The sequence below is a fragment of the Bradyrhizobium sp. UFLA05-125 genome (assembly GCF_059803515.1).
In genome coordinates this window covers 66,204-88,127 of sequence record NZ_JBANBJ010000033.1, presented here as the reverse complement: position 1 = coordinate 88,127, position 21,924 = coordinate 66,204, and the positions used below count along the sequence as shown (strand labels likewise).

The window sequence follows — 21,924 nt, the reverse complement described above, 5'->3', positions numbered from 1 at the left end:
TTTGTCACAAAGGTGCGCAGGTTTCGGTTATTGATACCAATCATCTTCGAGCGAAGCTTAAGGGCGCGATCGAGCTCTGATCGATCATGGACCTCGATCAACACGTCCATACCATAGGCTAAAGCCGCAGCCTCGAGGTCGCGGGCGGCCCCGTCGTCCAGCGCCGCCATAATCAGCAGAATGCAGTCGGCACCACGGGCGCGAGCCTCGATTACCTGATACGTGTCGAAAATGAAGTCCTTGCGCAAAACTGGCAGGTTTGTGGCCGCCCGCGCCGCCTCCATGAAGTCAAGATCGCCCATGAAAGACACTTTGTCCGTCAAGACCGAGAGGCAGGCGGCGCCCCCTGCTTCATAGGATCTGGCAAGCGACGGCGGGTGAAAGTCCGCGCGAATGAGCCCCTTCGACGGCGACGCTCTCTTGATCTCTGCGATGAGAGCATAGCTACCCGACGCATGTTTCTTGTGAATTGTGCTGATAAAGCCGCGCGGCGAAGGCGCGCGGCGCGCTTGCGCGTCGAGTTCGGCACGCGGGAGCGTCCGCCTGGCAGCTGCGATCTCTTCGCGCTTATATGTCTCGATCTTCGTCAGAATGTCGGTATAGATCATGCCGTCTATTTGGAATTGGAGACTGCGACCAGAAGCTTCAAGCGGCCGGCGGCGGCGCCACTGTCGAGTGATGCCTGTGCGATGGCCACGCCTTCCTTCAGAGTTGTGGCCCGTCCGGCCACTATAAAGGCCGCTGCCGCGTTCAAGAGAGCTACATCGCGATACGGGCCGCGCATGCCCTCAAGCACGCCTTGCAGTGCAACCGCGTTGCTATCGGGGTCCCCGCCCTTCAATCCCTCCCGTCCGCAAAGAGGTAGCCCGGCTTCTTCCGGCGTCATCTCGAAGGTCCGAATCTCGCCCTTTTCGAGCGCGGCGACAAAAGTGGGACCGGTGAGCGTGATCTCGTCGAGCCCATCGCAACCGTGAACCACCCATACCGATTCCGCGTTAAGCCTCTTAGAAACCTCCGCTAGAGGCCGCACCCACCGGCGCGAAAATACCCCGATCACCTGCCGCTTGACGCAGGCAGGATTGCAGAGGGGCCCGACGAGATTAAAGATTGTGCGGGTCGCGAGTTCGACGCGAGCTGCACCGACGTTCTTCATCGCCGGATGATGGGTCGGCGCAAACATGAACCCAATTCCGGCATCCCGGATACAGCGGGCGACTTCTTCTGGCTCCAAATCGATCTTCACTCCGAGCGAGGCCAGTACATCGGCGGAGCCTGAGCGCGAGGATAGGGCGCGGTTGCCGTGCTTGGCGACAGGAATGCCGGCACCCGCCACAATGAAAGAAGCACACGTTGAGACGTTGAGCGAACCGGAACCGTCGCCGCCTGTGCCCGCGATGTCGACCGAATCGGGCGGTGCACTGACCGATCGCATTCTGCTGCGCATCACGGAAACCGCGCTGGCCACTTCTTCCGCTGTCTCCCCGCGCACCCTCAGCGCCAGCAACAAACCGCCCATCTGCGAGGGCGTGGCCGCGCCGGATAGCATACTGTCGAATGCCAGGGCCATTTCCTGGTGGCTCAGGGGGGCGCCGCTAGCGACTTTGCCCATAATCAATTTGAGATCCATCAAGCGCTCTCGGACTGAGCGGAGTTGCTGCTGGCGTTTACGGAACGAGCAGACGCGGCCTCGTAGATCGCGGCAATTGTCGTTGGCGCCGTCGAGCGAAACCGACTGCAAGATGCTTCAGATCTCGTTGCCACCACAGCCGGCACCTTCAGATTAGAAATCACGTGCATGACATGCGCTATTGTGGCGCGTGGTCACGATCCATTTCTTGAAGCCTACAACTTGACGCTGCGGTAGCTTCAAGCGATTTCAACGAAACGGAAAGACCAGCCACTCGCAAATGAGAGGCGCGCTCTCGCAACCGGCGTGGGTCCGTCTGGCTAACATTCGCCAAACTACTCACACTCGACGCTCCTCTCTTCAGGGCTCGACTCTTGCCATACGGGTGATTCGTTGCGCCTGGAGCGCCAGGGATGTCGTCGCGCGCACTCTTCCAGGGTTTAAGCGCCTAGCGGCACCTGCGATCACCGCGCGCCTCGCCTGGCGCACCTTGGTCAATTGTTCCGCCGCGACTGCGATTGAGCTGCAACGCGCGCGACCAAACAGAGAGAAATCGCCTGCCAAAACACCAGAAATGGACCAGCGCACCTGGTCAACGGCGCGGCGACGGCAATTGCCAAGGGCTGAAATCGCAATCTCCAGACGGGATGCTGCCCGAGCAAGATTGGCGTTCGATCTTTCAATCTGACGTCATCTCCTTGCTCAATATCGAGCTGCCCAACCGTCTTGGCTTTTCAATGGCTCAGGCGGCTTTTCCGCCCTCGTTTTGCAACAGGGCATTCAAGAGGAGACCCCCGCCGGTGCACTCGGCGGGGGCACTGCGGGTGGATGACGCGAGGCTCGCAAGCGAGGTGTCGCATCAAGGACCCGCAATCATCAAAGGAAAGGCCCGTAGCTAGCGATGAGCCGGAACATCATCTTCCGTGTCAATCGCCTGGGCTGCACTTCCTCATCATCTGGCTCGGCCCTAGGTTTTCTCGAGCTCCGCTTCCGATCACCAAGCCTCAATATGCTCTGCGCTTGGGCGATTGAATAGGACGTTCTGAAACGCGGGAAATGGGCCGAAATGAGGCCGCGTGTAAACGGTAGCGCTCACGCCGCTTATGAGAACGCCATGCGCGCAGGGTGTACCCTGCTGCGAAACCTATGAGCAGGATTGATAGTAAAACGAAAACTGCAGTCATCGAGACTTCTCAGTTTGCAGAGCGGTTGCGCTTTTTCGGATCGGCAACAAGGACATCATGACACGGCCCTTCGTGTTCTTTTTGGGTTGAAGTCATTTTGGCATCATACAAGTTGACGCTAGGTCCGATTCAAGCCCTGTGGCCGGAGAATATCCTGCTGCGGAGTCAACGGCCGTCGCGGCCTCACTCAAAGCGCGCCTTGCCGGGGACGAACTGGTGATGTCGGGCACTTCGCTCACCGTATTTGAAGGCGTTACCTTGGTCGCACTATCTCGTCGGCCAGAATGAACCAACTGTGCGGTCGATGACTGTTGCTGGCGTTACGGCCACGCGGGAAACATCCGCCCCTCACCAACGTCGCTTTTCGGAACCGAGATCGGAAAGGCTTCAGCAGCAGGCCGTCAAATCCACTTGTCGGATTTATCGCGACAGGCGCTTGAACGCCGAAATGCCCTCGAGGCCGCACGCGGAGATGGAACGGTCTCCCCGGACTCAGGATTAGAGAGCGCCGCTTGATAGTAATCAGTTTCTTGCAGCTTGACGGGCGGTTCACCCATCCTTCAGAACCCATCGATGGATACCCCGCGCAACTGCGATGCGAAGGCTACGAAATGAAGGTCAAAGAACTTATTGAGCTTCTCTCAACATGTGAGCAGGATGCTGATGTCATTATTCCGGACTCATTTTCGTCACGCAAGGCCTTCGCAGTAGTGAAAGCCGTCCAGACCGGATGGACCTATAATCCCCAGCTTGCCATCGAGGATATGTCGTTTTGGATTGATGGGGTTGAATATGCCGAGCCGCCGCGCGGTAGCCATATAGCTCGTGGAGTGAGATTGCTCGGTCCAAAATGTGGACCAGTACTTGCAATCCAGTAGATTCACATCGGGGCTAACGTCGTTGAAGCACCAAGCTTTACGGCATCGATTGTTTTTCCCCTCGCCCCTCCAGCAACGTTGCGCTGCTTCCAGCTCTTCATGTGCGGCGTTCTTGATGAGGTCGTTCTTTTGCCACTCTGGAATCGCGCCTTGTGTATTACTTCGCACGCCGCTATTTAATGCGCGATGAAATTTTCCCGCAGTGGCAGATCGCAATGAAAATGAATGACCTGAAGTCAATGACCGTCGACGAGTTGTGGAGTCTCCACGAGAAGGTGGCTGCGGCTCTCGCTCAACGGATTGCGGCAGAAAAGGTCAAACTAGAGGAGCGGCTGCGCAAGATCGGAGAGGTCAAGGTTGCCCGGCCTCCCCGTGAGCGCCGCCCCTACCCGCCAGTGCGGCCAAAGTATCGAAATCCGAAAAACCCAGCGCAAACTTGGTCAGGGCGTGGCAGATTGCCCCGATGGCTGAGCCCGCAACTTCGGGCGGGTCGGAAACTGGATGATTTCCTCATCGATCAATCTGCGCGAAAACGTCGCCACAAAGCCTGACAGGTCAATCAATCATGACTGCCTCAACTCGATGCGTCCGTGCTCGCCGCATCTGAGCTTATCGTCTCTGACCGACCTCGGACTTCTCCCCGCACGTCTCACAGGTGCTCAATGTCTTGGCATCGCCAAGGTTTCGACTCGCTATTTTGCACTACGCGAGCACCCCGTGCGGAGAGCCGACGACGACGCAAAGATTCTATGCTTTCGATGCCCCCTCAACCCACGATTTCGGGGCACCTCTTGGGACGCAACGCCCTTCACTGGAGGGATAGCTGTCGGCTCGACGGCGGAGTAGAGGTCACGTACCAGGAATCATGAGTTTGACTAAGAAACCTATTCCGACTTGTCGGCCTTCTGTTTGCGCTCGATAGCGAACATACCTTCCGGCAAACAGAAGGCCGAATCCGTGTCAGCAGCTTTTATTCCGAAGCAATACATCACCCTCCACTGCCCGGGGATAGAGAGTCACCACTTCGAACGATGGTAGGAGCTCGAGAATGGCTTGCAGGGATAGCTGCCCTTCGTAAAGCTCCAGGTCGCTATATTCCGTGTAGATGAAGCGCGTATTGTTCAGGGTTCGTCTGCCACCAGCGATGACATCGGATTCTGCTCCCTGAACATCCATCCATATCAAATCAATCTTGTCTACGTTCGCTTCGCTGCTCCAGTCATCCAACCTCCGAGTTTCGACGGAAATTGGCTGATCGAAGCGAACCCAATCGTACTCAGTTAGATGGTTTTTTGGCCGGCGTATTGAGCCCGACAGATCCCATCCCTCCGCCTCTCCATCCCCATTGCTTGGATGGAATTCAATCTGGCCATTTCGATCGCTGATCGCGACCTCAAATAGCTTCACATTGTTGAGGTCTTGCATGTTCTTCTTGAAGCGAAGGACCGCTCGAGGATCGGGCTCAAAGCAGTAGAACCGCGCTTCTGGGCACAGCTGGAGAAAACGACGCGCATCAGTTCCGTCATAAGAACCGATGTCCAAGATAACGGGACTTGGATTTCCCAGACGTGAAACGATCTGGCGGTGTACTTCTAATGGGTTAGGGTCTAGCATGCTTTAGGCCTTTCGCAGAAATTGCGTTGCTTAGCTTCGGTAGAGTTTCTCTGAGCGCCGGAACTATTTCCACTGCACGTCTTGACTTCTTATTGTGCGCATATCCCGGCATGTGGTGATTTCAGCCATCGTTTCTCTGACGCCTTAGCCTTTTCGAACGCCTTTCGAATCTTTGGAAAGGCAGCTCGTCGCTTTGAAGCTATTCGAGTTCGGCGGATCATAACCGTGCACCCATTCGCCGTCAGGCGCCCACCGTACTGGTCACGCACGAGGGACTCCGCCAGCTGCGAACAACAATATTCAAACGCGGCTCCGAAGCGTCGTCTGGTCTTTGAGTGCCGATTTGATGCACGCGAGCAGTTCGCTATTGCTGAATGGCTTGTGCAGGAATTGCGACACCCCGGCTTGCAGCGCGCGAGCCCGGCTGTCGTCGTCGGGACCTGCGAGAACCAGAATGGTGGGAATCGCGTTTCCGGATGCGACAAGGCGCTCGTATAAATTTAGTCCGCTTGCGCCCGGCAATTGCATGTCAGAGATCAAACAAGACGTGCTGATGAAACGCTTCGAATTCACAAATTCATCTGCACTGTGGAACAGATCTGGCACATAGCCTGCCGAGATAAGCATCTCCAACATCGGTTGATGGATTGCCCGATCGTCGCAAACAACGGCGATGATATCGAGCGTATGGGCCATTCGGATCAGATCAAAGAAGGACTTCTTCTGCAACTTCGGCGCGACTTGACCGCATTCCAAACGATCGTTTTGAAGAAGCATTAGACACCTTAAATCGACAACTCTCGCCTTCGTCGCGAGGCTAAAGTGACATCGAGGGGAGGCTCAATTGTACGGAGGTAGGAGGCCAACATCGAAGAGGTTGGAAACACTATACGAAGGTTTGCCGATAGTCGTTTACCACGGGCATCTGGCGCGCTTTCTGCTGGTCCACGAAAACACCTTTTAAATTGGCATCCGACCTCGATTGAGATTTCTTTCTCGTTGCCAATCATTCCGATACGCCTGAGTTAAATTCTCATCGGCGTTTGTTATCAGCGGTTCTCGGTAGTTCGTAAAATCGATTGTATTGATAGATTATATCCGAACAGTGGATGGGTTCGCCGTCGTAGATAAAGCGGGCGAGCAAACGAAACGGATGACTGTCCAGCGCGATGGATTATCGATCCCAGCGCGAAATTTTTGAAGCCCACCAAGCGGAAAAATTAGCGATCAATTGCATTCTTCCGGCGGATCTTGCGGGCAGTGCGCTATACGTAACGATTGGGATGAGCCTCAGTTCTTGATCGTGCGAGCTCTAAGACCGCTCCATGGGTCAGGGTTACCTGACCCGCATTTGTGCAGCCAGCGTAGCCGCTTCGGAAGGGCCAAGCCCAACTATACCCACAAACCCCGAGGGCGGCATCGGAATTTCCTGGCTAGTCGGCCTCCAGAGATGCAGACAGTATCGGCTGTTGTTCACGTATTCGGACTGGGGCGGATGCAGCTGCATCACGCACTCTTCCTCATCCCAAAAAAGGTCCTTGACGAAGCACATCTCCTGCCAGTTCGGACAACGCCGCGGCGTTGAGACGGAGACATGTTCCCAGCGCGGGCGGAGCAATCCAATGACCCTGAGCTTGCAGCCACAGGGCCCCTGGACAAAGAAAAGACCACAAGGACCTGATCCGGGTGGACTGGCGAATTGTCCATGATGTACGCGACCAGCCTCGAGCTGGCTCCCAATCCGTGCTCTCATGCTACCTCCCTTAGCCTCGCAGATAAGTTGAATCCAACGCAGATCACGTTCTGCTCGACCCCTTCTTTCTTTGCTTCAGACAAGCACTGCCACGTAATGGCAGTAAGCTCCTTGTATTGTCATGATGTGCAGGGCACATGTCGCAACGCACCCCGTCTTTCGATAAAGCCGCCAGACAGCCCTACCTCTCAATCCGCCTACCTTGTGCGCCGATGGGATGCGCCGTTGTTCCGCGCCGACAGCCCAGCAAGGCGCGAACGGGTCACGACTTGGGGCGAGGCGCGATCGCGCTGAGGATAGACAGGCGTCCCAGGCACAACGCTTTTGGACCTTACTCTCGCCCCGCTCTCGGCGGCCTGGTCGCTCGATCCGTGAGCGACCCGACCTCGGCTCGAGCTTTCTTAGGTGCGCATGAGGCAACGCATTAGCTTACTCAGACAACATGTTGGCGCCGCCATTGTCTAACCAAGCCATTGCTGCCTCGGCCGGGCAGTAGGGGAAAGTCGTGGCGGTGGCGCGGTCGACCGGCGGAGACGAGGCTGTGGCCATTTGACCGGTGGTGACTTCAATCGACCTCATCCCATAACCTGGAGGCATCCTTCTGCCGACAACCGAAGTCGCCAAACGGCCACACCGAAGGAGTTGGCTGCTCCTGCACCAACTCAATGGCTGTTTTCTCCTGCATGGCCAACCGCGTGCAGGCGCTTCGAAACGCGCGTTGTCACCAGTAGCATCCCTGATTTCGCTGATCCTTCTTCGTCGCGCATTCAATCATAACGCTCTACACAGGTGCTACGTAGCGGGCAACCAGCTCTCTCCGACTAAATTGACCTACGGGTCCACCCACGATTGTCTCTAATCCTACAACCGGACGCTACGTCAGGTTCAAGTCATTCCATGAGGCCGGTCACACTTTTTGTCTACCGGCCAGCGCCGCACTTAGTTGGCGGCAGCCTTTGCTGCTCGACCCGACGACAGCTGCTGAGATATTTGGCAGCTACAAGATCAGAATTGGTGCGACTTCAAACCGCTTCGCTCTTTACAATGGTTTCCCATTCCGGCCATGAACCGTGCTAAGAAGGTGGCGGGAGCTAAAGAAGGGGACAAATCATGCAAGCGCGGCGGACCTGGGCGATCAAATCTCCAACACGTCGTGACGCGGACATCCAGCGACTTCAGTCTCAGCTAGATCGACTGAGCCAACGCCTGGACGCACTTGAATGTCACGCTCCAGAACTCTCCAGTATCGCGGCCATTCGCGCAAGAGCTCTCACGATATCTCAGGAAATTGAGGATATGCGTTGCTCGGCTGAAGCGATCGACGCGTTAACGGAGCTTCTTCGGAGATAGCTTTGGCGTATTGCAGCGCCGCCGCAGAGCGCCTCCGTTGCGACCTAGAGCAGTGCCTAACTTAGACCTCAATGCTGCCGTCTCAAGATGCGCCTTCGGCTTCTTCGGTAAGCCAGCCGCCAATGTCCCCGAACTATCAAGATGATGGTGGAAATCAACTAGGTTGCGGCTCAATCAAATCTACCCATAATGTGTGGCTTTGACATTCTCTACCGTTTTGACATTCCCTGGCATCTCATTCTGATAACCGAGATCCCGGGCATCTTCCGTTATTCATGGTTTGACGACGGCACCATCGTGTAACTCTCATGGTCCGGTTTCAACGTGCGCTGTTGCTTCCTCCGCCGACGCCGCAGATTGTTGCCGCGTGCCGGTCCAACTGCCAAGCCGGAACGAACTTGTCGCCCTCGCGCTCGTCCTATCATCGGCCCGCAAGCGCTGGGGCGCGCCTAATCTGTCGAGAATTCATGATGCTCGCCGATCGATCTACCGGCAAACTCGCCCATTGAGCTTCTTGCGGTCGAGCTCGCCCTCCCACCAGGCAACGATCACGCAGGCGATGCCGTTGCCGCAAAGATTGGTCAGCGCGCGGCATTCGCTCATAAACTTGTCGATGCCGAGCACGATCGCCATGCCCGGAACGAGCCGGGGATCGACAACCGCGAGCGTCGCGGCAAGCGTGATGAAGCCGGCGCCGGTGATGCCTGAGGCGCCCTTCGAGGTCAGCATGGCCACCACCAGGATGGTGATCTGTTGGCCCAAGGTGAGATCGACGCCGAGCGCCTGCGCAATGAATAGGGTCGCCAGAGTCATGTAGATGTTGGTGCCGTCGAGATTGAACGAATAGCCGGTGGGTACCACCAGGCCGACCACGGATTTCGAGCAGCCGAGGCGCTCCAGCTTCTCCATCAAGGACGGCAGCGCGCTTTCCGAGGACGAGGTGCCGAGCACGATCAGCAGCTCGTCCTTGATGTAGGCGAGAAATTTGAAGATCGAGAAGCCGGCGACCCGCGCGATGGTACCGAGTACGATGAACACGAACAGCGCCGCGGTGGCGTAGAAGGTCGCGATCAACCCGATCAGATTGAGGATCGCGCCGGTGCCGAACTTGCCGACGGTATAGGCCATCGCGCCGAACGCGCCGATCGGCGCTGCGTGCATCACAATCGAGATGACGCCGAACACGGCGTGCGCGGCATCGTCGATGAAGTTGCGGATCAGTTGGCCGCGCTCCCCGAGCCCCATGATGGCGAAGCCGAACAAGACCGAGAAAAGCAACACTTGCAGGATTTCGCCCTGCGCGAAGGCGCCGACCACGGTGTCGGGAATGATGTGCAGGATGAAGTCCACGGTCTTCTGTCCCTCGGCCTGCTTGGCATAGCTTGCGACCGCCAGAGCGCTGGCCGCCCCACTGCCGAAGCCCGCGCCCGGCTTGACGAGATTGCCGACGATAAGCCCGATCAGAAGGGCGAAGGTCGAAACAATCTCGAAGTACACCAGCGACTTGACGCCGATGCGGCCGACCTTCTTGGCGTCCTGGATATGGGCGATGCCGGAGACGACGGTGCAGAAGATGATCGGGGCGATCACCATCTTGATCAGCTTGACGAAGCCCTCTCCCATCGCCCTGACCCAGTCGTTGGTGGCGACCGAGGGCCACAGCCAGCCGACGATAACGCCCAGGAAGATGGCAATCAGCACCTGGGCGTAGAGAATTTTGTACCAAGGCTTCATGGACAGTACCACGCCGCGACAGTCGTGAGAGATTTCAACGGCCCATCGCTACGAGCTCGAATCAGAAGCGTGTGCAAGGGCTGCAAGGTCAGTTTCAAGCTTTGGCCGGTGCTTAAAGATCGCGTCGATCAATGCTGGTCCAGGCTGCTCGGCGCCCTCCACCATCATTGCTTTCTCAGCACGCTTCGGGGGCGCAAAGACACGCTTAACGATAGTCGGCGAGCCCTTAAGACCACATTTCGAAATATCTGCCACACCAGCGTCCTGCGCGTTCCATTTTGCGATGTCAGTGCGTGCCGCACGCAAAGCGTCCCTCATGCCGCCCCGACGGATCTCGTTTGTCGCCTCTAGCATGGTGATGAGACATGGAAGCTTGGTACGCAGCACCTGCACGCCGCCTTCCGCGCGTCGCTCCACCTCGATTGCGCGTGCCGCGAGATCCAGGCTCGTGATCTCAGCGACGTAGGTGAGCTGAACCACTCCGAGCCGCTTGGCAATACCTGGCCCAACCTGCGCGGTATCACCGTCGATCGTCTGCTTGCCTGCGAATATGAGGTCGGGCGGGCCGTACTCCTCTCCGATCTTACGAATAGCCGTCGCCAGCGCGTAAGTGGTCGCTAGCGTATCGGCCCCCGCGAACACACGATCGGTGAGCAATACCGCGCGATCTGCACCGAAAGTCAGCGCCTTTCGCAGCGAGTCTTCGGCGGCTGGGGGCCCCATGGTCAGAACGGTGATCTCGCCGCCAATCTTATCGCGTAGCTCCAGAGCGGCCTCGAGCGCGAACAAGTCGTAAGGATTGACGATCGTCGGTACGCCTTGGCGCATGATGGTGTTCGTTACGGGATGCACGCGAATCTGCGCTGAGTCCGGAACCTGCTTTATGCAAACGACGTTGTGCATCGCGCATTTCTCCAAAAGATGCGAGGAATTGGGGTAAAACAGCCAGTCTCATACCAGAGACGGCTTCCACAGTTCGACGTCGAGGCAATGGGCTGCCGCGGACGCAACTGAAGGCGTCGGTTGTCGTCTTAACAATTTCGACGATCCGTCGCAGGTACGACGACAGAGTTTCTCGCTGGTTCAGGCGGCAAGCGATACTGCGGCCGCGATTCGTACCGACGTTCCATACGCGTATCCATCCCTTCGGGCAGCCTTTTTACTCTAGGCCGTGTCATTGCGAATTGCCGCCAGGTCGATGCGAGTTCCTGGCTCAGAGAATAGAACAGGGCGGGCCCGATACACGAGCAGGGGCGCATCTGGCCCGCCCCTACATCACCAGACTGCGTGGCGATGTTACGTTGAACAGAAGCAAGCAACGTGCCGCAACCGACAATGCCGTTCTCAGAAAGCAATTCGTACAAGCATCTTCGAATGGACCGCTGCTAAACATCAACGTAATTCGAATTGTGGCCAACGTAACAATTGATGCTCGTAGTCATACGGTCGGTTTGGCAACAGTGTATAACCATGCAAATGGCGTCACCCCCGACGCGTGCTGTCTTCCATCAGAGGCGTTTCAGGCTTTTGGACTTTGCCAGTGTTTCGTCGGTCACTGAGGAACAATTCGTCCGTAGAGATTGCGCTTCGAGCATGCTTTGCAGGAGACGGGCCCGGACCGTCCGGCAATCCGAGCCCATAACCTCAGCAACCCAAGCGGTCGGTTGTTCGGCTACACATACACCGTAGTCGGAAACGCTCGAAAAGCCATTGATGTCGCTCAACAGCGCTTGTGCCTCCCATTTTGGCAGGCACAAGTCACAATCGTGGATAGCCGCGGACTGGGGACGGTACCTATCATGTACGATGCAAGGTCCTCGAACGCTCAAACAAAGCCTTTACGGACAGTTTCGCACGATCGGTCTCTGGGGCTTGAATCGTACGTAGCGTCAAGTTGTAGCTAGTTCAAAGCAGTCGCCGGTGAATGAGGTCTCCGAACTCAGACTGTCCGCAAACTTTCAACAGGTGCCGAGCGACAATGATACTGGACAGAATTGGACGGATCTCGGCTTTCTCGATCAAACGCACTGGTTTGCTTAGCTGGCGTGCGCCGAGGTGTAGCGACAGCAAAGACTACGACTTTCATGTTCCTAACGTGGAAACACTAGCCTAGCCAACGCCGGATGTTGTCGTAGCTCCTAACGTGCAGCTAGCGGCGGCTGCCTCCCTCCGCGTCAAGACGAACCGCGATGAGTTTCGAACGCAGCGAGCCTGATCAGACCCAAACGCAAAAAACGCAAAACAAACCGACAGGAATACGATGGCAGATTTTGCACACCACATCGAACGGAGCGCTTATGGAAGGCGTTGACTTGTTTTCGATGGTGATGGCAGGAATGACGCTAGGCGGCTTGGCCGCAGCCATCGCGCGTGACACGTCCGAGCGCGAGTTATGTTGGTGGGAGCACCTCGCGCTGTGGGCCGCCTCAATCGCTATCTTGTGTTTCATCGTCCACAACATAAGCGGGGCCGGCATGACCGCTGACTCAAATTAGAGCGCGGTCACACCACGAGAGCAGCAAGCTGCTGTAAGCTGACGATCGATGCCATCGAATGGTCCGCTCCATGTGGCATCGGTGCATAAATCGCCCGGACGAAACGATTGCCGCAGATTTGCTCATCCGCAGCAATTTCGATGGCCGATCGCAGAACGAAATCAATCACGTGTCAAGCCGTCTCTCGTCAGCAGAACGGATCATAGTTGGACGTCGCGGACGTTGTCCGCGCTTCCATCATTGACACGGCCTATCGATCATCATCGGCTTCCGTTTGCAGGGAAGCAGATACGTTCGTCTCCGGCTGCACCATGACCTGTCGCGCTTCCATCACATCGAGGACGGCCCGGCCCTTTTCGGTGATACGCCAACCACCGTTCATCCGCTCAATGAGCCCCTGCGAAAAGATATCGAGGTCCTGGACACGAGTGGCCATTCTCTTGGTACGCTCGGCCCAGTCTCGACCGCTCGTCGCTAAAATCGCCATGTCGCGTTTAAGCTCCGCCATCGACGCGAACCCGTCGGGATAGCTCACAAGAATCTTTAGAACGGTAACCTGGAAATTCACCTGAGTGGGACATCATATTGTCGGCGCCTACCGCCACATGGTCGGTGCTTCGCGAAGCGCTTCGACACCAATCTGTTTGAGGCGGCCGGGTACCCTTTCGCCTCTGGTTGCCGCTTCCAGAAGCTTAGCGGCAACATGTGCGCGGACGCCCGTCTCGTATCGGGAAATGCTCGCGCAGACCTCCTCGAGCACAGCGCGCAGAAGCTCGGCGGTAGCCGTATCCAGCATTTGGAGATCTCCCCCGTCGTCTCGTGAGGAAGATAATACGGATCGCGTGTTCCTGAATTCAAGTGAGATAGATCACGTATCTTCCAATACTGCTTCTTCCAGCTGTCTCAGAGAGTCCCGAGACATTTGCACAATTCGTGGTTTGGAACCCGTTCGGCTTCAATCGCACTTCCCGCTGCGGCATGCTCTAGTTTTGACTCTAGGAGTTCTGCTTCGGCCCGTGCAATGCTCGATTGCAGCCCTCGCACTCCCTTATATCCTGCCGGCCTTTTCTCAATGACCTCAACACCGGTCCTGCGCGACCTCAAACCTGAGAACAGTCCTCCGGAGGCCCTTTTTGCTTGGCGTCTTAAGCGCGGTGCCCCCGCAATAGAGATAGCTGGCCATATCCTGCTACCATGGCGCTTCGCCGAATTTCAAGATGGGCACTACCCGCGTCAATTTCTTCGGCTCCCAAGCAACCGGCCCGCACAAAGGTTAGAGGCCGTACGGTATGGTAGCTAGCTTTCGACTGTGATTAATGCAAGGAGCTCGCGATCGGCGCATAAATTCCGCATTTGGTTGCGCTTTTTCGACGGATTTCGCATGCTCGCGTCGTGACACACCTCACACCTTTATCTATCTTTGCTTGCTCAGCAATGTCGGCGCTCGAGTAGCACAGTGACGGGTCTGTAATTGCCGATACAGGTTCGAAACTGCGTTCAATGCCTCTAGCGCCTCGTCGGGACGGCCTTGGCGCAGCTGCTATTCAACGTTCGCCAGCCACCAGAGCTGCAGCAGTGAGACTGCCTTCGGTTATCAGAGTATCGAGTGCGACCACGAGATTGAGACCAGGATCTCGAAAGCATCACTATTTGCGATTTGAATGCGTCGCATCCAAAAAATCGATTTCACCAACTCACCTGCTGCCGGGTAGGAAAGGTGCTAGCCATTGAGCAACAGGGTCGCTTTCCCGTCGCAAAAATTACGAGGAGTATGTCATGGACAAGGCAACCCGCTTGTAGGCGCAGCTTTGGCGGCTCTGCACCAGCAGCTGTATTGGTGGCAAGGGCGCCTGCAAGCGCGAAGAGGATGTTCATGTCCTTCGATGAAAACCACTTGAACACCTTCCCAGCATAGCGAACCGCAGCGCCAGACGAAAAACTCTGCAAAATCATTACCATAAACGTCTAATTGTCCTTCAGCACTCATTTCTTTATCACCGCGGAACGGTTCAGCTCCCGGCAAGTACCTACAGCCGAAGGGGAAGGCCACGGAAACGGATCGGTTCGTTTGCATCAGGGTGAAACTTGACTAACCAAAACTCTCAACGGCAGGTCGCCTTGATCACCGGCGTGACCGGGCAGGATGGCGCCTATCTCTCCGAATATCTCCTATCGCTCGGCTATATCGTGCATGGCATCAAGCGGCGGTCCTCTTCCTTCAATACCGCGCGCGTCGATCATCTCTATCAGGACCGGCATGTCGGGAGCGTGCCGTTTCTCATGCATTACGGCGACATGACCGACTCGACCAATCTGATCCGCCTGGTCCAGCAGATCAGACCGACCGAGATCTACAATCTTGCCGCCCAGAGCCACGTCGGCGTCAGCTTTGAAAGCCCGGAATATACTGCAAACGCCGACGCGATTGGCGTGCTGCGCCTACTCGAGGCGATCCGAATTCTTGGCTTGGAGAAAGAGACGCGCTTCTACCAGGCTTCTACATCTGAGCTTTACGGCCTGGTTCAGGAAATCCCCCAGAAAGAGACCACGCCGTTTTATCCGCGCTCGCCCTATGGTGTGGCCAAGCTCTACGGCTATTGGATTACGGTGAACTACCGCGAAGCCTATGGCATGTTCGCAAGTAACGGCATCCTGTTCAATCACGAGAGCCCAATTCGCGGCGAGACTTTTGTCACCCGCAAGATCACCCGCGCCGTCGCCCGCATTGAGGTCGGTCTCGAGGAGACGCTCTATCTCGGCAATCTCGAAGCCAAGCGCGACTGGGGGCATGCCCGCGACTACGTCGAAGGCATGCACATGATCCTGCAGGCGGACAAGCCAGATGATTTCGTGCTCGCGACCGGCGAGACGCGGTCGGTGCGCGAGATGGTCGAGCTCGCGTTCGGCGAGGTTGGGCGCAAGATCGAGTGGCACGGCAAGGGAGTGGATGAGGTTGGCCTTGATGTGGCGAGCGGCAAGACGGTGGTCAGGATCGACCCGACCTATTTCCGCCCGACCGAGGTTGATCTTCTCATTGGCGATGCCACCAAGGCGCGCGAACAGCTCGGCTGGAAGCCGAAGCGCAGCTTTGCGCAGCTCGTGCAGGAGATGATGGCAAGCGACCTAAACGACGCGAAGCGGGAGGCCGCCGGTGGCTGCAACACCGTTTGAGCTGAAGGGCAAGACGGTCTATGTCGCCGGCCATCGCGGCATGGTCGGGGCCGCGCTGATGCGCCGGCTTGCGCAGGAAGACGTGCGGCTCCTCACTTCGGAACGAAGCGAGGTCGATCTGCGCGACCAGGCCCAGGTGTTCGGCTGGTTCGCCAAGACGCGGCCCCAAGTTGTGTTCTTGGCTGCCGCCAAGGTCGGCGGCATCGTCGCAAATGATACACTGCGCGCCGAATTCGTTTACGACAACATTGCGATTGCCACGAATGTGATCCACGCGGCTCATCTCAATGAGGCCGAGAAGCTGATGTTCCTGGGCTCCTCCTGCATCTATCCAAAACTTGCTCCCCAGCCATTGCGCGAAGACATGGTGCTGTCCGGTCCGCTGGAACCGACCAATGAGCCCTATGCGATCGCCAAGATCGCCGGCATCAAGATGGTGGAAGCCTATCGCAGTCAGTACGGAAGCGACTTCATCAGCGTAATGCCGAGCAACCTATACGGCCCCGGCGACAACTACCATCCCGAATATAGCCATGTTGTAGCAGCCCTGATCCGCCGCTTTCACGAGGCGAAGCTCTCAGGTGCAGCGAGCGTTGCCGTCTGGGGCACCGGCACGCCGCGGCGCGAGTTCCTCTATGTCGACGATATGGCGGATGCCTGCGTTCACCTCATGAAGACCTATTCGGCCGCGGAGCTGATCAATATCGGCAAGGGCGAGGACGTCACCATCGCCGAGTTTGCCCGCGTCGTCGCCGACATCGTCGGGTATAGCGGCGCCATCACCTTCGACACTTCTCGCCCCGACGGTACGCCGCGTAAGTTGCTCGACGTCAGCAGGCTCGCAAAGCTGGGCTGGCGCGCGAAAACCTCCCTGAAAGATGGCATCCAGCAGGCTTACCGCGCCTTCCTGACATCAGGCGAGGACTGACGAAGATACCTGGACTTCGACTGAGCGCGCCGTACTACGCTCTTATTTTGATCAAGAAGTCACTGACCTGCCCCTGCAATGATGCAATATTATTGCTCAGATGGGTCATCTTCCCAACCGCCTGGCCCGCCGATGAGCCAGAGGTGCGCGATGCATCATTCAGTTGGTCAATATCTCGGGACGCATCGCGCATATCAGAACTGATGCTGGTGATACTTCTTGAGATGTCGTTCGTCACAATGGATTGCTCTTCTATGGCCGCCGATATGCTGCTCGAGATCTCCTGCACCTTTTCGACTATGTCAGCGATGTCCCCCATCGCCGCAGTCGCTAGTTCTGTCTTTTGTTGGATGGCGAGGATTTGAGTATCAACTTCGCTCGTCGCTTTTGCTGCCTGCGCGGCGAGATTCTTAACTTCCCCCGCCACGACTGCAAAGCCTCGCCCCGCTTCGCCAGCGCGTGCTGCCTCGATGGTGGCGTTGAGGGCCAGCAAATTGGTTTGCGAGGCTATGCTCTCGATCATTTGGACGACGCTGCTGATCTTCGTCACCGACGCAACGAGCTCACTTAATGTTGCTTCAGCGCGCACGGTCTTATCGCGCGCAGTTTGCGAAATGTTCGCCGCGGTCGACACTTGTCGGCTGATTTCGGTAATCGAGGCCGAGAATTCCTGAGCAGCCGAAGACACGGCAGTGGAGTTTTCTTCCGTCTTTTTCACCATTCCTGTCATAGCTTCAGTGCGATGGCATACATCGTCCGTTGAAGCAGTCATTTCCGATGCAACCGCTTGCATGTCCTGCATTGAGCTCGCCACAACGTCGACGACCCGCGACACATCGCTATCAAATCTCCTTGCAAGACTCAGCCTCTCTTCGCGCATACGAACCAGGTCTGTTATGTCCTGCCAAACACACACGACTATCGGACGGCCGCTGAATTTCGAAACGACAAGACTAATCCTGACCGGAATGGAGGTTTGATCTTTGCGCCGAAGCCACCACTCGATTGCGACGTGGCCCGACCTCATCACAACCTCATTGGTCTCCTCGAACATCTGCGCAACCGTCTTGCCGTTCGGTTGAGGATCCAGAGAAAGCGAAGCGATATCCAATCCTCTCAGTTCTTCTGCATTGGAAAGCCCGAGCATGTGAGCTGCAGCGTTATTGCCGAGCACGCAGCGGTCGGCGTCATAAATTGTAATACCATCTTTGATCGACTCGAAAGCTTTGATCGCCATCGCTTCGTCCAAGGTCACTGCTGGCGCCTCCCGTCTCGTGGACGTCATGAAGGAAAGGACCAACATCAATCCGCCGAGAAGGAGGCCAGCCCAGAAGTGAAGTGAGAGCGCATCTGCATTAGCCGCAACTGTTGCCGCTGGGACGGATAATGCCAGGGCGAGTTTTGATATCCGATTGTGCCACATAATTCTAACCGCCACTTGAATCCAACATAAGAGGCGTATCGACTCTCAATTAACAATTCCCTTGCGCACCGTCCTATCGGTGGCGCACTTATACCTGCGTATAGTCGAGTATACCGGCGTATATGTGCACTTGCTCGCGAGGAAAGCTTGGCGTGCAGTCCAAGATCTCTGCGACGGCATTGCGAGCGCGATCTGGACCAGGCCGCTGTTGAGCGGTGATCAGTATCCAGTGCATGAAGGAGTCCGCTTTACGGCATCTGGACAATCTTCGATGGAGACGCACCAAGTCGAAGTCAGCCCCGGGACCGTACCTAAGTCTATGGCTTGACGCGCACCATGGGACGAAGCGAAGGCCCTGCAGCGGCAGCTACCCGATGACGCCCTAAAGATTGTCGCACGCGGCGTTTCCAAGGAAGATCGGGCCGTGGCATGAAACATGTCCAGGCACGCCCGTACGCCGGCGGAACCGGCTCTACCGCAGCGGCCTGTGGGTGACAATCGTTCACCTCAGTAGGTCTTCGATCGGCACTTCGTTAAATGGATCCGCGAGCGCGCGTCTGGCAACAAAGGGTCCAATTACGCGCGTCTGCGGAGCGCGCTCAAGAATCATCTCCTTGACGGCTTTGAAATGGGAGCCTGTCGTGAGGACGTCGTCGACGATGCCCACGATACCGCGCAGGTTCTGCAGTTGGTTTTCCGCGATCCTGTAGTTCTGCTTGAGCTCGGTCGGCGACATCCGGTTGCCGCCCTTGAAAGTGTTCGTCGAGGCGATCTGCTCGACTAACTCCCTGACGTCGGGAGGCGCCGGGGCGCGGACTCCAATGCAGACCTGCACCATACGATCATCGTAGGCGGGATCGGTTTTCATCTTCGATGGCGGAACCGGAACAATCGTGGCTTGGGCCAACCATTCGGCGTTTAAAACCGCTGACAGATCGTTCGCGCATCTAGCGATTGCCGCGGCCTTATATTGGTACCCACCGTCGCCTCGCCTCTTCTGAAGATTGTGAATGAGCTGATTGGTCTCGCCGCCGCGCCAAGCCAAACGGGCCGTTTATTCGTAGAGGTAGTGACAATCGTCACCCTCGTCGAGGTACCAGTGGTCTCTACGGTTGGTTCTCGTCAATTTCCTGGAGAAGGCGTGCAATCACCTAACGCGCCCCAGATATCGGCGAGATCGCGGACACGGATCGCGCCCCTCTTCTCGAAGTTCGCCGGCCAAGTGATGTCATCTCGCTTGAAGCAGGAATCGAGAATGAACAGCTTGCGGCCTTGCTGCAAGGCCGCACGAGCCTGCGTGAGCGTCCCGCTTGTGTCGCTGGCCTCGACGATGATCGTCCCCTTGGTGAGAGCGCTCATCGTGACGTTGCGCTCAGGGAAAAACAGCTTGTTCTGCGGTACGTGCTGACTAGCGTACCGGAGCACTGGCACCTGAGAAATGAGCAGATGTTCCTCCGCGATCCTGCGCTGGAGCGCCTGATTCTCCTTCGGGTAATAGGTCCCGATCGGCGTGCCGATCACAGCGATTGTGTGGCCCTTCGCCTCGATCGCGGCTGTATGAGCTGCGGTGTCGATGCCGGTTGCCAGGCCCGACACAACCGTAAAGCCGCGCTCGACCAACGCGCGTGAGAGCCTCGCCGCACGCGATTTTCCATCTTCGCTAGGATTGCGGCTCCCCACGACGGCAACGCATCGCGTCTCGACGAACTCCCAAGCACCTTGGAAATAAAGCATTTCCACCGGATGTCTTGCATCCCGGAGCTTCGGAGGATAGTTGCCAGTGAGATTCAGCCGAGTTCCGAACCTAGATACGCCTGCCTTCTTGAGCGCAGCCAGAACTTCCGATGCGCGAGCGTCCGCCACAGCACCTGAAACGAAGTCGGAAGGGACAGCAGTCGGGTCCGATGCGAATTTCTCGGCGATCGTTTTGAAGGTGGCCCCCTTCTCAAGCCACAGCACTTCGTAGGCACCCAACTCCCTACGCGGCGAGATTGACCGTACGGCCGGCCCGTCATTCATTCGTGCGAGAAGGTTCATCGTCCAACCCTAGCTACCCCCTGCGGCAGCGTCGAAATCAAACAGAGGCGAAGTCCACCATTTTGAGAGCCGACGCTTTTCGGGGACAAAAGCGTCTGGGGAGTATAGCAACCCGCAAAGAACACATCAAGAAAAATACAATATCTCCATACATATCATTGGGTTAAATGGTCAACATTTCCTTGATTTGCCGGTGCGCTGTCCTCGGACGAGGCCGAGTACCGTATCGGCCGCTTCGGGCGTCGACCCGACAGTGACGTAGCGAATTGCCACCCCAAGACGCGCCGATCAGTCGGCCGCCGCCAAAATCGGGGAGACCTTTCCACCGAAAAGGAAGAGGTGTTGAAGAGTCGGCACCGTTCGCCCGTAACGACCCGGCTCCACAACTGAAGCCAGCTATAGTTTCTGCCAGGCAGTGGTCCGCGCGGCTCTGCCTATGGTCGCAGCCGAACAAGTCGGATGCCGCGAATGCAGAACCGATTTGTGAGGCCGGCACCCGGCTCACAATGCGGTTCGTACCGGTTATCTCTGTCGAACTACAAGCCACCGGCACGATTTGTGAAGGCGGAAAATGCTGATGAGGCAGCGTAGCCCGACTGTCTGCCCTGCGTGTCCACATGGACGAATTGGGAATTGTGGCGGGCGCCGGCTTGGCGAGCACCGCCAAGCTGCTGGCGATTCTTCGGAACGAAAACCACGACAGAATCCCTGACGCCGCCCGCCTTGCCCTTATCCAATTCGCTGAGCAGATTGAGCTGCTTAACGATATCGAGCGATTGGATACGTTCAGGCGCGAGAAACACCCGGTCCATGCTCCCCTCCTCTTCGATGTCTGACGTGAACGAAGGGACGATCATCATCGTCAGCAGCGGCTGGCTGCAGTACCAACTGTATAGCGCTTGCGAGATCGAAGATCATTTCCATGCCAAGGCTCCGGGCAACGTTGACAAGTTTCGCAGCGCTACTTACGAGCCTCGAAATCGCACAGCCAAGGCAAGAATACCTCCAAGAAACGGGAGATAAATTCCATTGATAGTTCGACTGCCGAAATTCATAGGCTTTTCCGGATTGATGATCTCCGCCTCGAAAAACCCACTCTGGTCGCCCGTTCTAACGCTGACATCTTGAAAATCCAGGAATTCACCGGTTTCTGGCGAATATGCTTTGTATACAGCCTCCTTGATTACGAAGATTAGTTTCGGGCCAAAGCGACTGCCGGACCATTCCCGACGTTGTAGTTCCGCGGAGGTGCATATGATCGGCATAAGGTCAGCTCCGAGCGGCTCTTCATCTTCGATGTCCAATCCCAGGGCGAGGACGTTTCTTGAGCATCCCGCAACGGCGCCACAATCAGACGAAGAGTGGGAAATGCTCCCAACGAAGCCTACGGGCCAAAGAGGAGCCCGATCACTTCTAGACAAAATCGGAACAGGAGTGAATCCGAGGCGGCGCAATGCCTCGCGAGCGTGATGACGTCCCCAAGCGAATTCACGCCGACGACGCAGGGACACGTCGCCTAACATTTTCGCTTCAGGGGGAAACGGAGGAGGAGCGGGATCGTACATTGGTCCGCCCGAAAAGCTGATATCATGCGCCAAAGCGGCAGAAATGGCAGCTCCTAACGTCGCGAGCGCTTTCATAGCTGGGACAAACCCTTTTTTTCGAGGAGCGCGAAGCGGGACCTTTGAATTCCCGCGAGTGGTTAGCTTGCGACCACAAGAGCTTCAAGT

At 56.9% G+C, this 21,924-nt stretch carries 19 protein-coding genes and 2 pseudogenes; 6 read left to right on the top strand and 15 right to left on the bottom strand.

Going from position 1 to position 21,924, the window contains the following annotated elements:
* Together SO156_RS25915 and trpD are read right to left on the bottom strand one after the other, a co-directional pair.
* A partial coding sequence (locus SO156_RS25915) for an indole-3-glycerol phosphate synthase TrpC (protein WP_498536720.1) occupies positions 1 to 608 on the bottom strand: 608 nt, incomplete at its 3' end.
* Between the two features lie 5 nt (positions 609 to 613).
* Positions 614 to 1,630: an anthranilate phosphoribosyltransferase gene (trpD, locus tag SO156_RS25910; protein WP_498536725.1), complete on the bottom strand. Its 1,017-nt coding sequence runs from the start codon at positions 1,628 to 1,630 to the stop codon at positions 614 to 616.
* 1,792 nt (positions 1,631 to 3,422) lie between these two features.
* On the opposite strand from trpD, the gene SO156_RS25905 reads away from it, so the two are divergent.
* Positions 3,423 to 3,689 (top strand): hypothetical protein, encoded by a 267-nt coding sequence (locus SO156_RS25905; RefSeq protein ID WP_498536719.1) that lies wholly within the window; start codon positions 3,423 to 3,425, stop codon positions 3,687 to 3,689.
* A gap of 152 nt (positions 3,690 to 3,841) precedes the next feature.
* Positions 3,842 to 4,240 (top strand): H-NS histone family protein, encoded by a 399-nt coding sequence (locus SO156_RS25900; RefSeq protein WP_498536718.1) that lies wholly within the window; start codon positions 3,842 to 3,844, stop codon positions 4,238 to 4,240.
* 409 nt (positions 4,241 to 4,649) lie between these two features.
* Here SO156_RS25900 and SO156_RS25895 read toward each other — a convergent pair whose 3' ends face one another.
* The 5 genes from SO156_RS25895 to SO156_RS25875 form a co-directional block, all read right to left on the bottom strand.
* The gene (locus SO156_RS25895; protein WP_498536717.1) at positions 4,650 to 5,303 is read right to left on the bottom strand and encodes an FkbM family methyltransferase; all 654 of its coding nucleotides are present in this window, start codon (positions 5,301 to 5,303) and stop codon (positions 4,650 to 4,652) included.
* A 300-nt stretch (positions 5,304 to 5,603) separates the two neighbouring features.
* On the bottom strand, positions 5,604 to 6,080 hold the full coding sequence (locus SO156_RS25890) for a response regulator transcription factor (RefSeq protein WP_498536716.1): 477 nt from the start codon (positions 6,078 to 6,080) through the stop codon (positions 5,604 to 5,606).
* A gap of 559 nt (positions 6,081 to 6,639) precedes the next feature.
* Positions 6,640 to 7,056, bottom strand: a complete 417-nt coding sequence (locus tag SO156_RS25885) for a DUF7694 domain-containing protein (RefSeq protein ID WP_449380757.1) — start codon at positions 7,054 to 7,056, stop codon at positions 6,640 to 6,642.
* A gap of 1,836 nt (positions 7,057 to 8,892) precedes the next feature.
* Positions 8,893 to 10,140 carry a dicarboxylate/amino acid:cation symporter gene (locus tag SO156_RS25880; protein WP_498536715.1) on the bottom strand — a complete coding sequence of 416 codons (1,248 nt, stop codon included), beginning with the start codon at positions 10,138 to 10,140 and terminating at the stop codon, positions 8,893 to 8,895.
* Between the two features lie 48 nt (positions 10,141 to 10,188).
* Complete coding sequence (locus SO156_RS25875; RefSeq protein ID WP_498536714.1) at positions 10,189 to 11,043, bottom strand: electron transfer flavoprotein subunit beta/FixA family protein; 855 nt, start codon at positions 11,041 to 11,043, stop codon at positions 10,189 to 10,191.
* A 1,286-nt stretch (positions 11,044 to 12,329) separates the two neighbouring features.
* On the opposite strand from SO156_RS25875, the gene SO156_RS25870 reads away from it, so the two are divergent.
* Positions 12,330 to 12,635, top strand: a complete 306-nt coding sequence (locus SO156_RS25870) for a hypothetical protein (RefSeq protein ID WP_498536713.1) — start codon at positions 12,330 to 12,332, stop codon at positions 12,633 to 12,635.
* A 7-nt stretch (positions 12,636 to 12,642) separates the two neighbouring features.
* Here the strand turns inward: SO156_RS25870 and SO156_RS25865 are convergent, their stop codons facing one another.
* From SO156_RS25865 to SO156_RS25855, 3 genes and pseudogenes are all read right to left on the bottom strand, one after another.
* Positions 12,643 to 12,804, bottom strand: coding sequence for a hypothetical protein (locus SO156_RS25865; protein WP_498536712.1), 162 nt, complete (start codon positions 12,802 to 12,804; stop codon positions 12,643 to 12,645).
* A 120-nt stretch (positions 12,805 to 12,924) separates the two neighbouring features.
* Positions 12,925 to 13,203: pseudogene (locus SO156_RS25860) on the bottom strand (hypothetical protein); the annotation flags it as partial.
* 27 nt (positions 13,204 to 13,230) lie between these two features.
* Positions 13,231 to 13,431, bottom strand: coding sequence for a hypothetical protein (locus SO156_RS25855; protein WP_498536711.1), 201 nt, complete (start codon positions 13,429 to 13,431; stop codon positions 13,231 to 13,233).
* A gap of 1,289 nt (positions 13,432 to 14,720) precedes the next feature.
* Between SO156_RS25855 and gmd the strand changes: the two genes are divergently transcribed.
* Both gmd and fcl read left to right on the top strand, forming a co-directional pair.
* Complete coding sequence (gmd, locus tag SO156_RS25850; RefSeq protein ID WP_498536710.1) at positions 14,721 to 15,806, top strand: GDP-mannose 4,6-dehydratase; 1,086 nt, start codon at positions 14,721 to 14,723, stop codon at positions 15,804 to 15,806.
* On the top strand, positions 15,787 to 16,734 hold the full coding sequence (gene fcl / locus SO156_RS25845; RefSeq protein ID WP_498536709.1) for a GDP-L-fucose synthase: 948 nt from the start codon (positions 15,787 to 15,789) through the stop codon (positions 16,732 to 16,734). Before gmd ends, fcl begins: the two co-directional genes overlap by 20 nt.
* A gap of 34 nt (positions 16,735 to 16,768) precedes the next feature.
* On the opposite strand, the gene SO156_RS25840 is transcribed toward fcl, so the two are convergent.
* Positions 16,769 to 17,989 (bottom strand): methyl-accepting chemotaxis protein, encoded by a 1,221-nt coding sequence (locus SO156_RS25840; RefSeq protein ID WP_498536708.1) that lies wholly within the window; start codon positions 17,987 to 17,989, stop codon positions 16,769 to 16,771.
* 496 nt (positions 17,990 to 18,485) lie between these two features.
* Here SO156_RS25840 and SO156_RS25835 point away from each other — a divergent pair.
* A pseudogene (locus tag SO156_RS25835) lies at positions 18,486 to 18,590 on the top strand (SOS response-associated peptidase); the annotation flags it as partial.
* A gap of 69 nt (positions 18,591 to 18,659) precedes the next feature.
* Here the strand turns inward: SO156_RS25835 and SO156_RS25830 are convergent.
* From SO156_RS25830 to SO156_RS25815, 4 genes are all read right to left on the bottom strand, one after another.
* Positions 18,660 to 19,025, bottom strand: coding sequence for a hypothetical protein (locus tag SO156_RS25830; protein WP_498536707.1), 366 nt, complete (start codon positions 19,023 to 19,025; stop codon positions 18,660 to 18,662).
* A 254-nt stretch (positions 19,026 to 19,279) separates the two neighbouring features.
* Positions 19,280 to 20,194 (bottom strand): DNA-processing protein DprA, encoded by a 915-nt coding sequence (locus SO156_RS25825; RefSeq protein ID WP_498536706.1) that lies wholly within the window; start codon positions 20,192 to 20,194, stop codon positions 19,280 to 19,282.
* 536 nt (positions 20,195 to 20,730) lie between these two features.
* Positions 20,731 to 21,006 (bottom strand): hypothetical protein, encoded by a 276-nt coding sequence (locus SO156_RS25820; RefSeq protein ID WP_498536705.1) that lies wholly within the window; start codon positions 21,004 to 21,006, stop codon positions 20,731 to 20,733.
* Between the two features lie 153 nt (positions 21,007 to 21,159).
* Positions 21,160 to 21,834, bottom strand: a complete 675-nt coding sequence (locus SO156_RS25815; protein ID WP_498536704.1) for a 4'-phosphopantetheinyl transferase family protein — start codon at positions 21,832 to 21,834, stop codon at positions 21,160 to 21,162.
* Between the last annotated feature and the right edge of the window lie 90 nt (positions 21,835 to 21,924).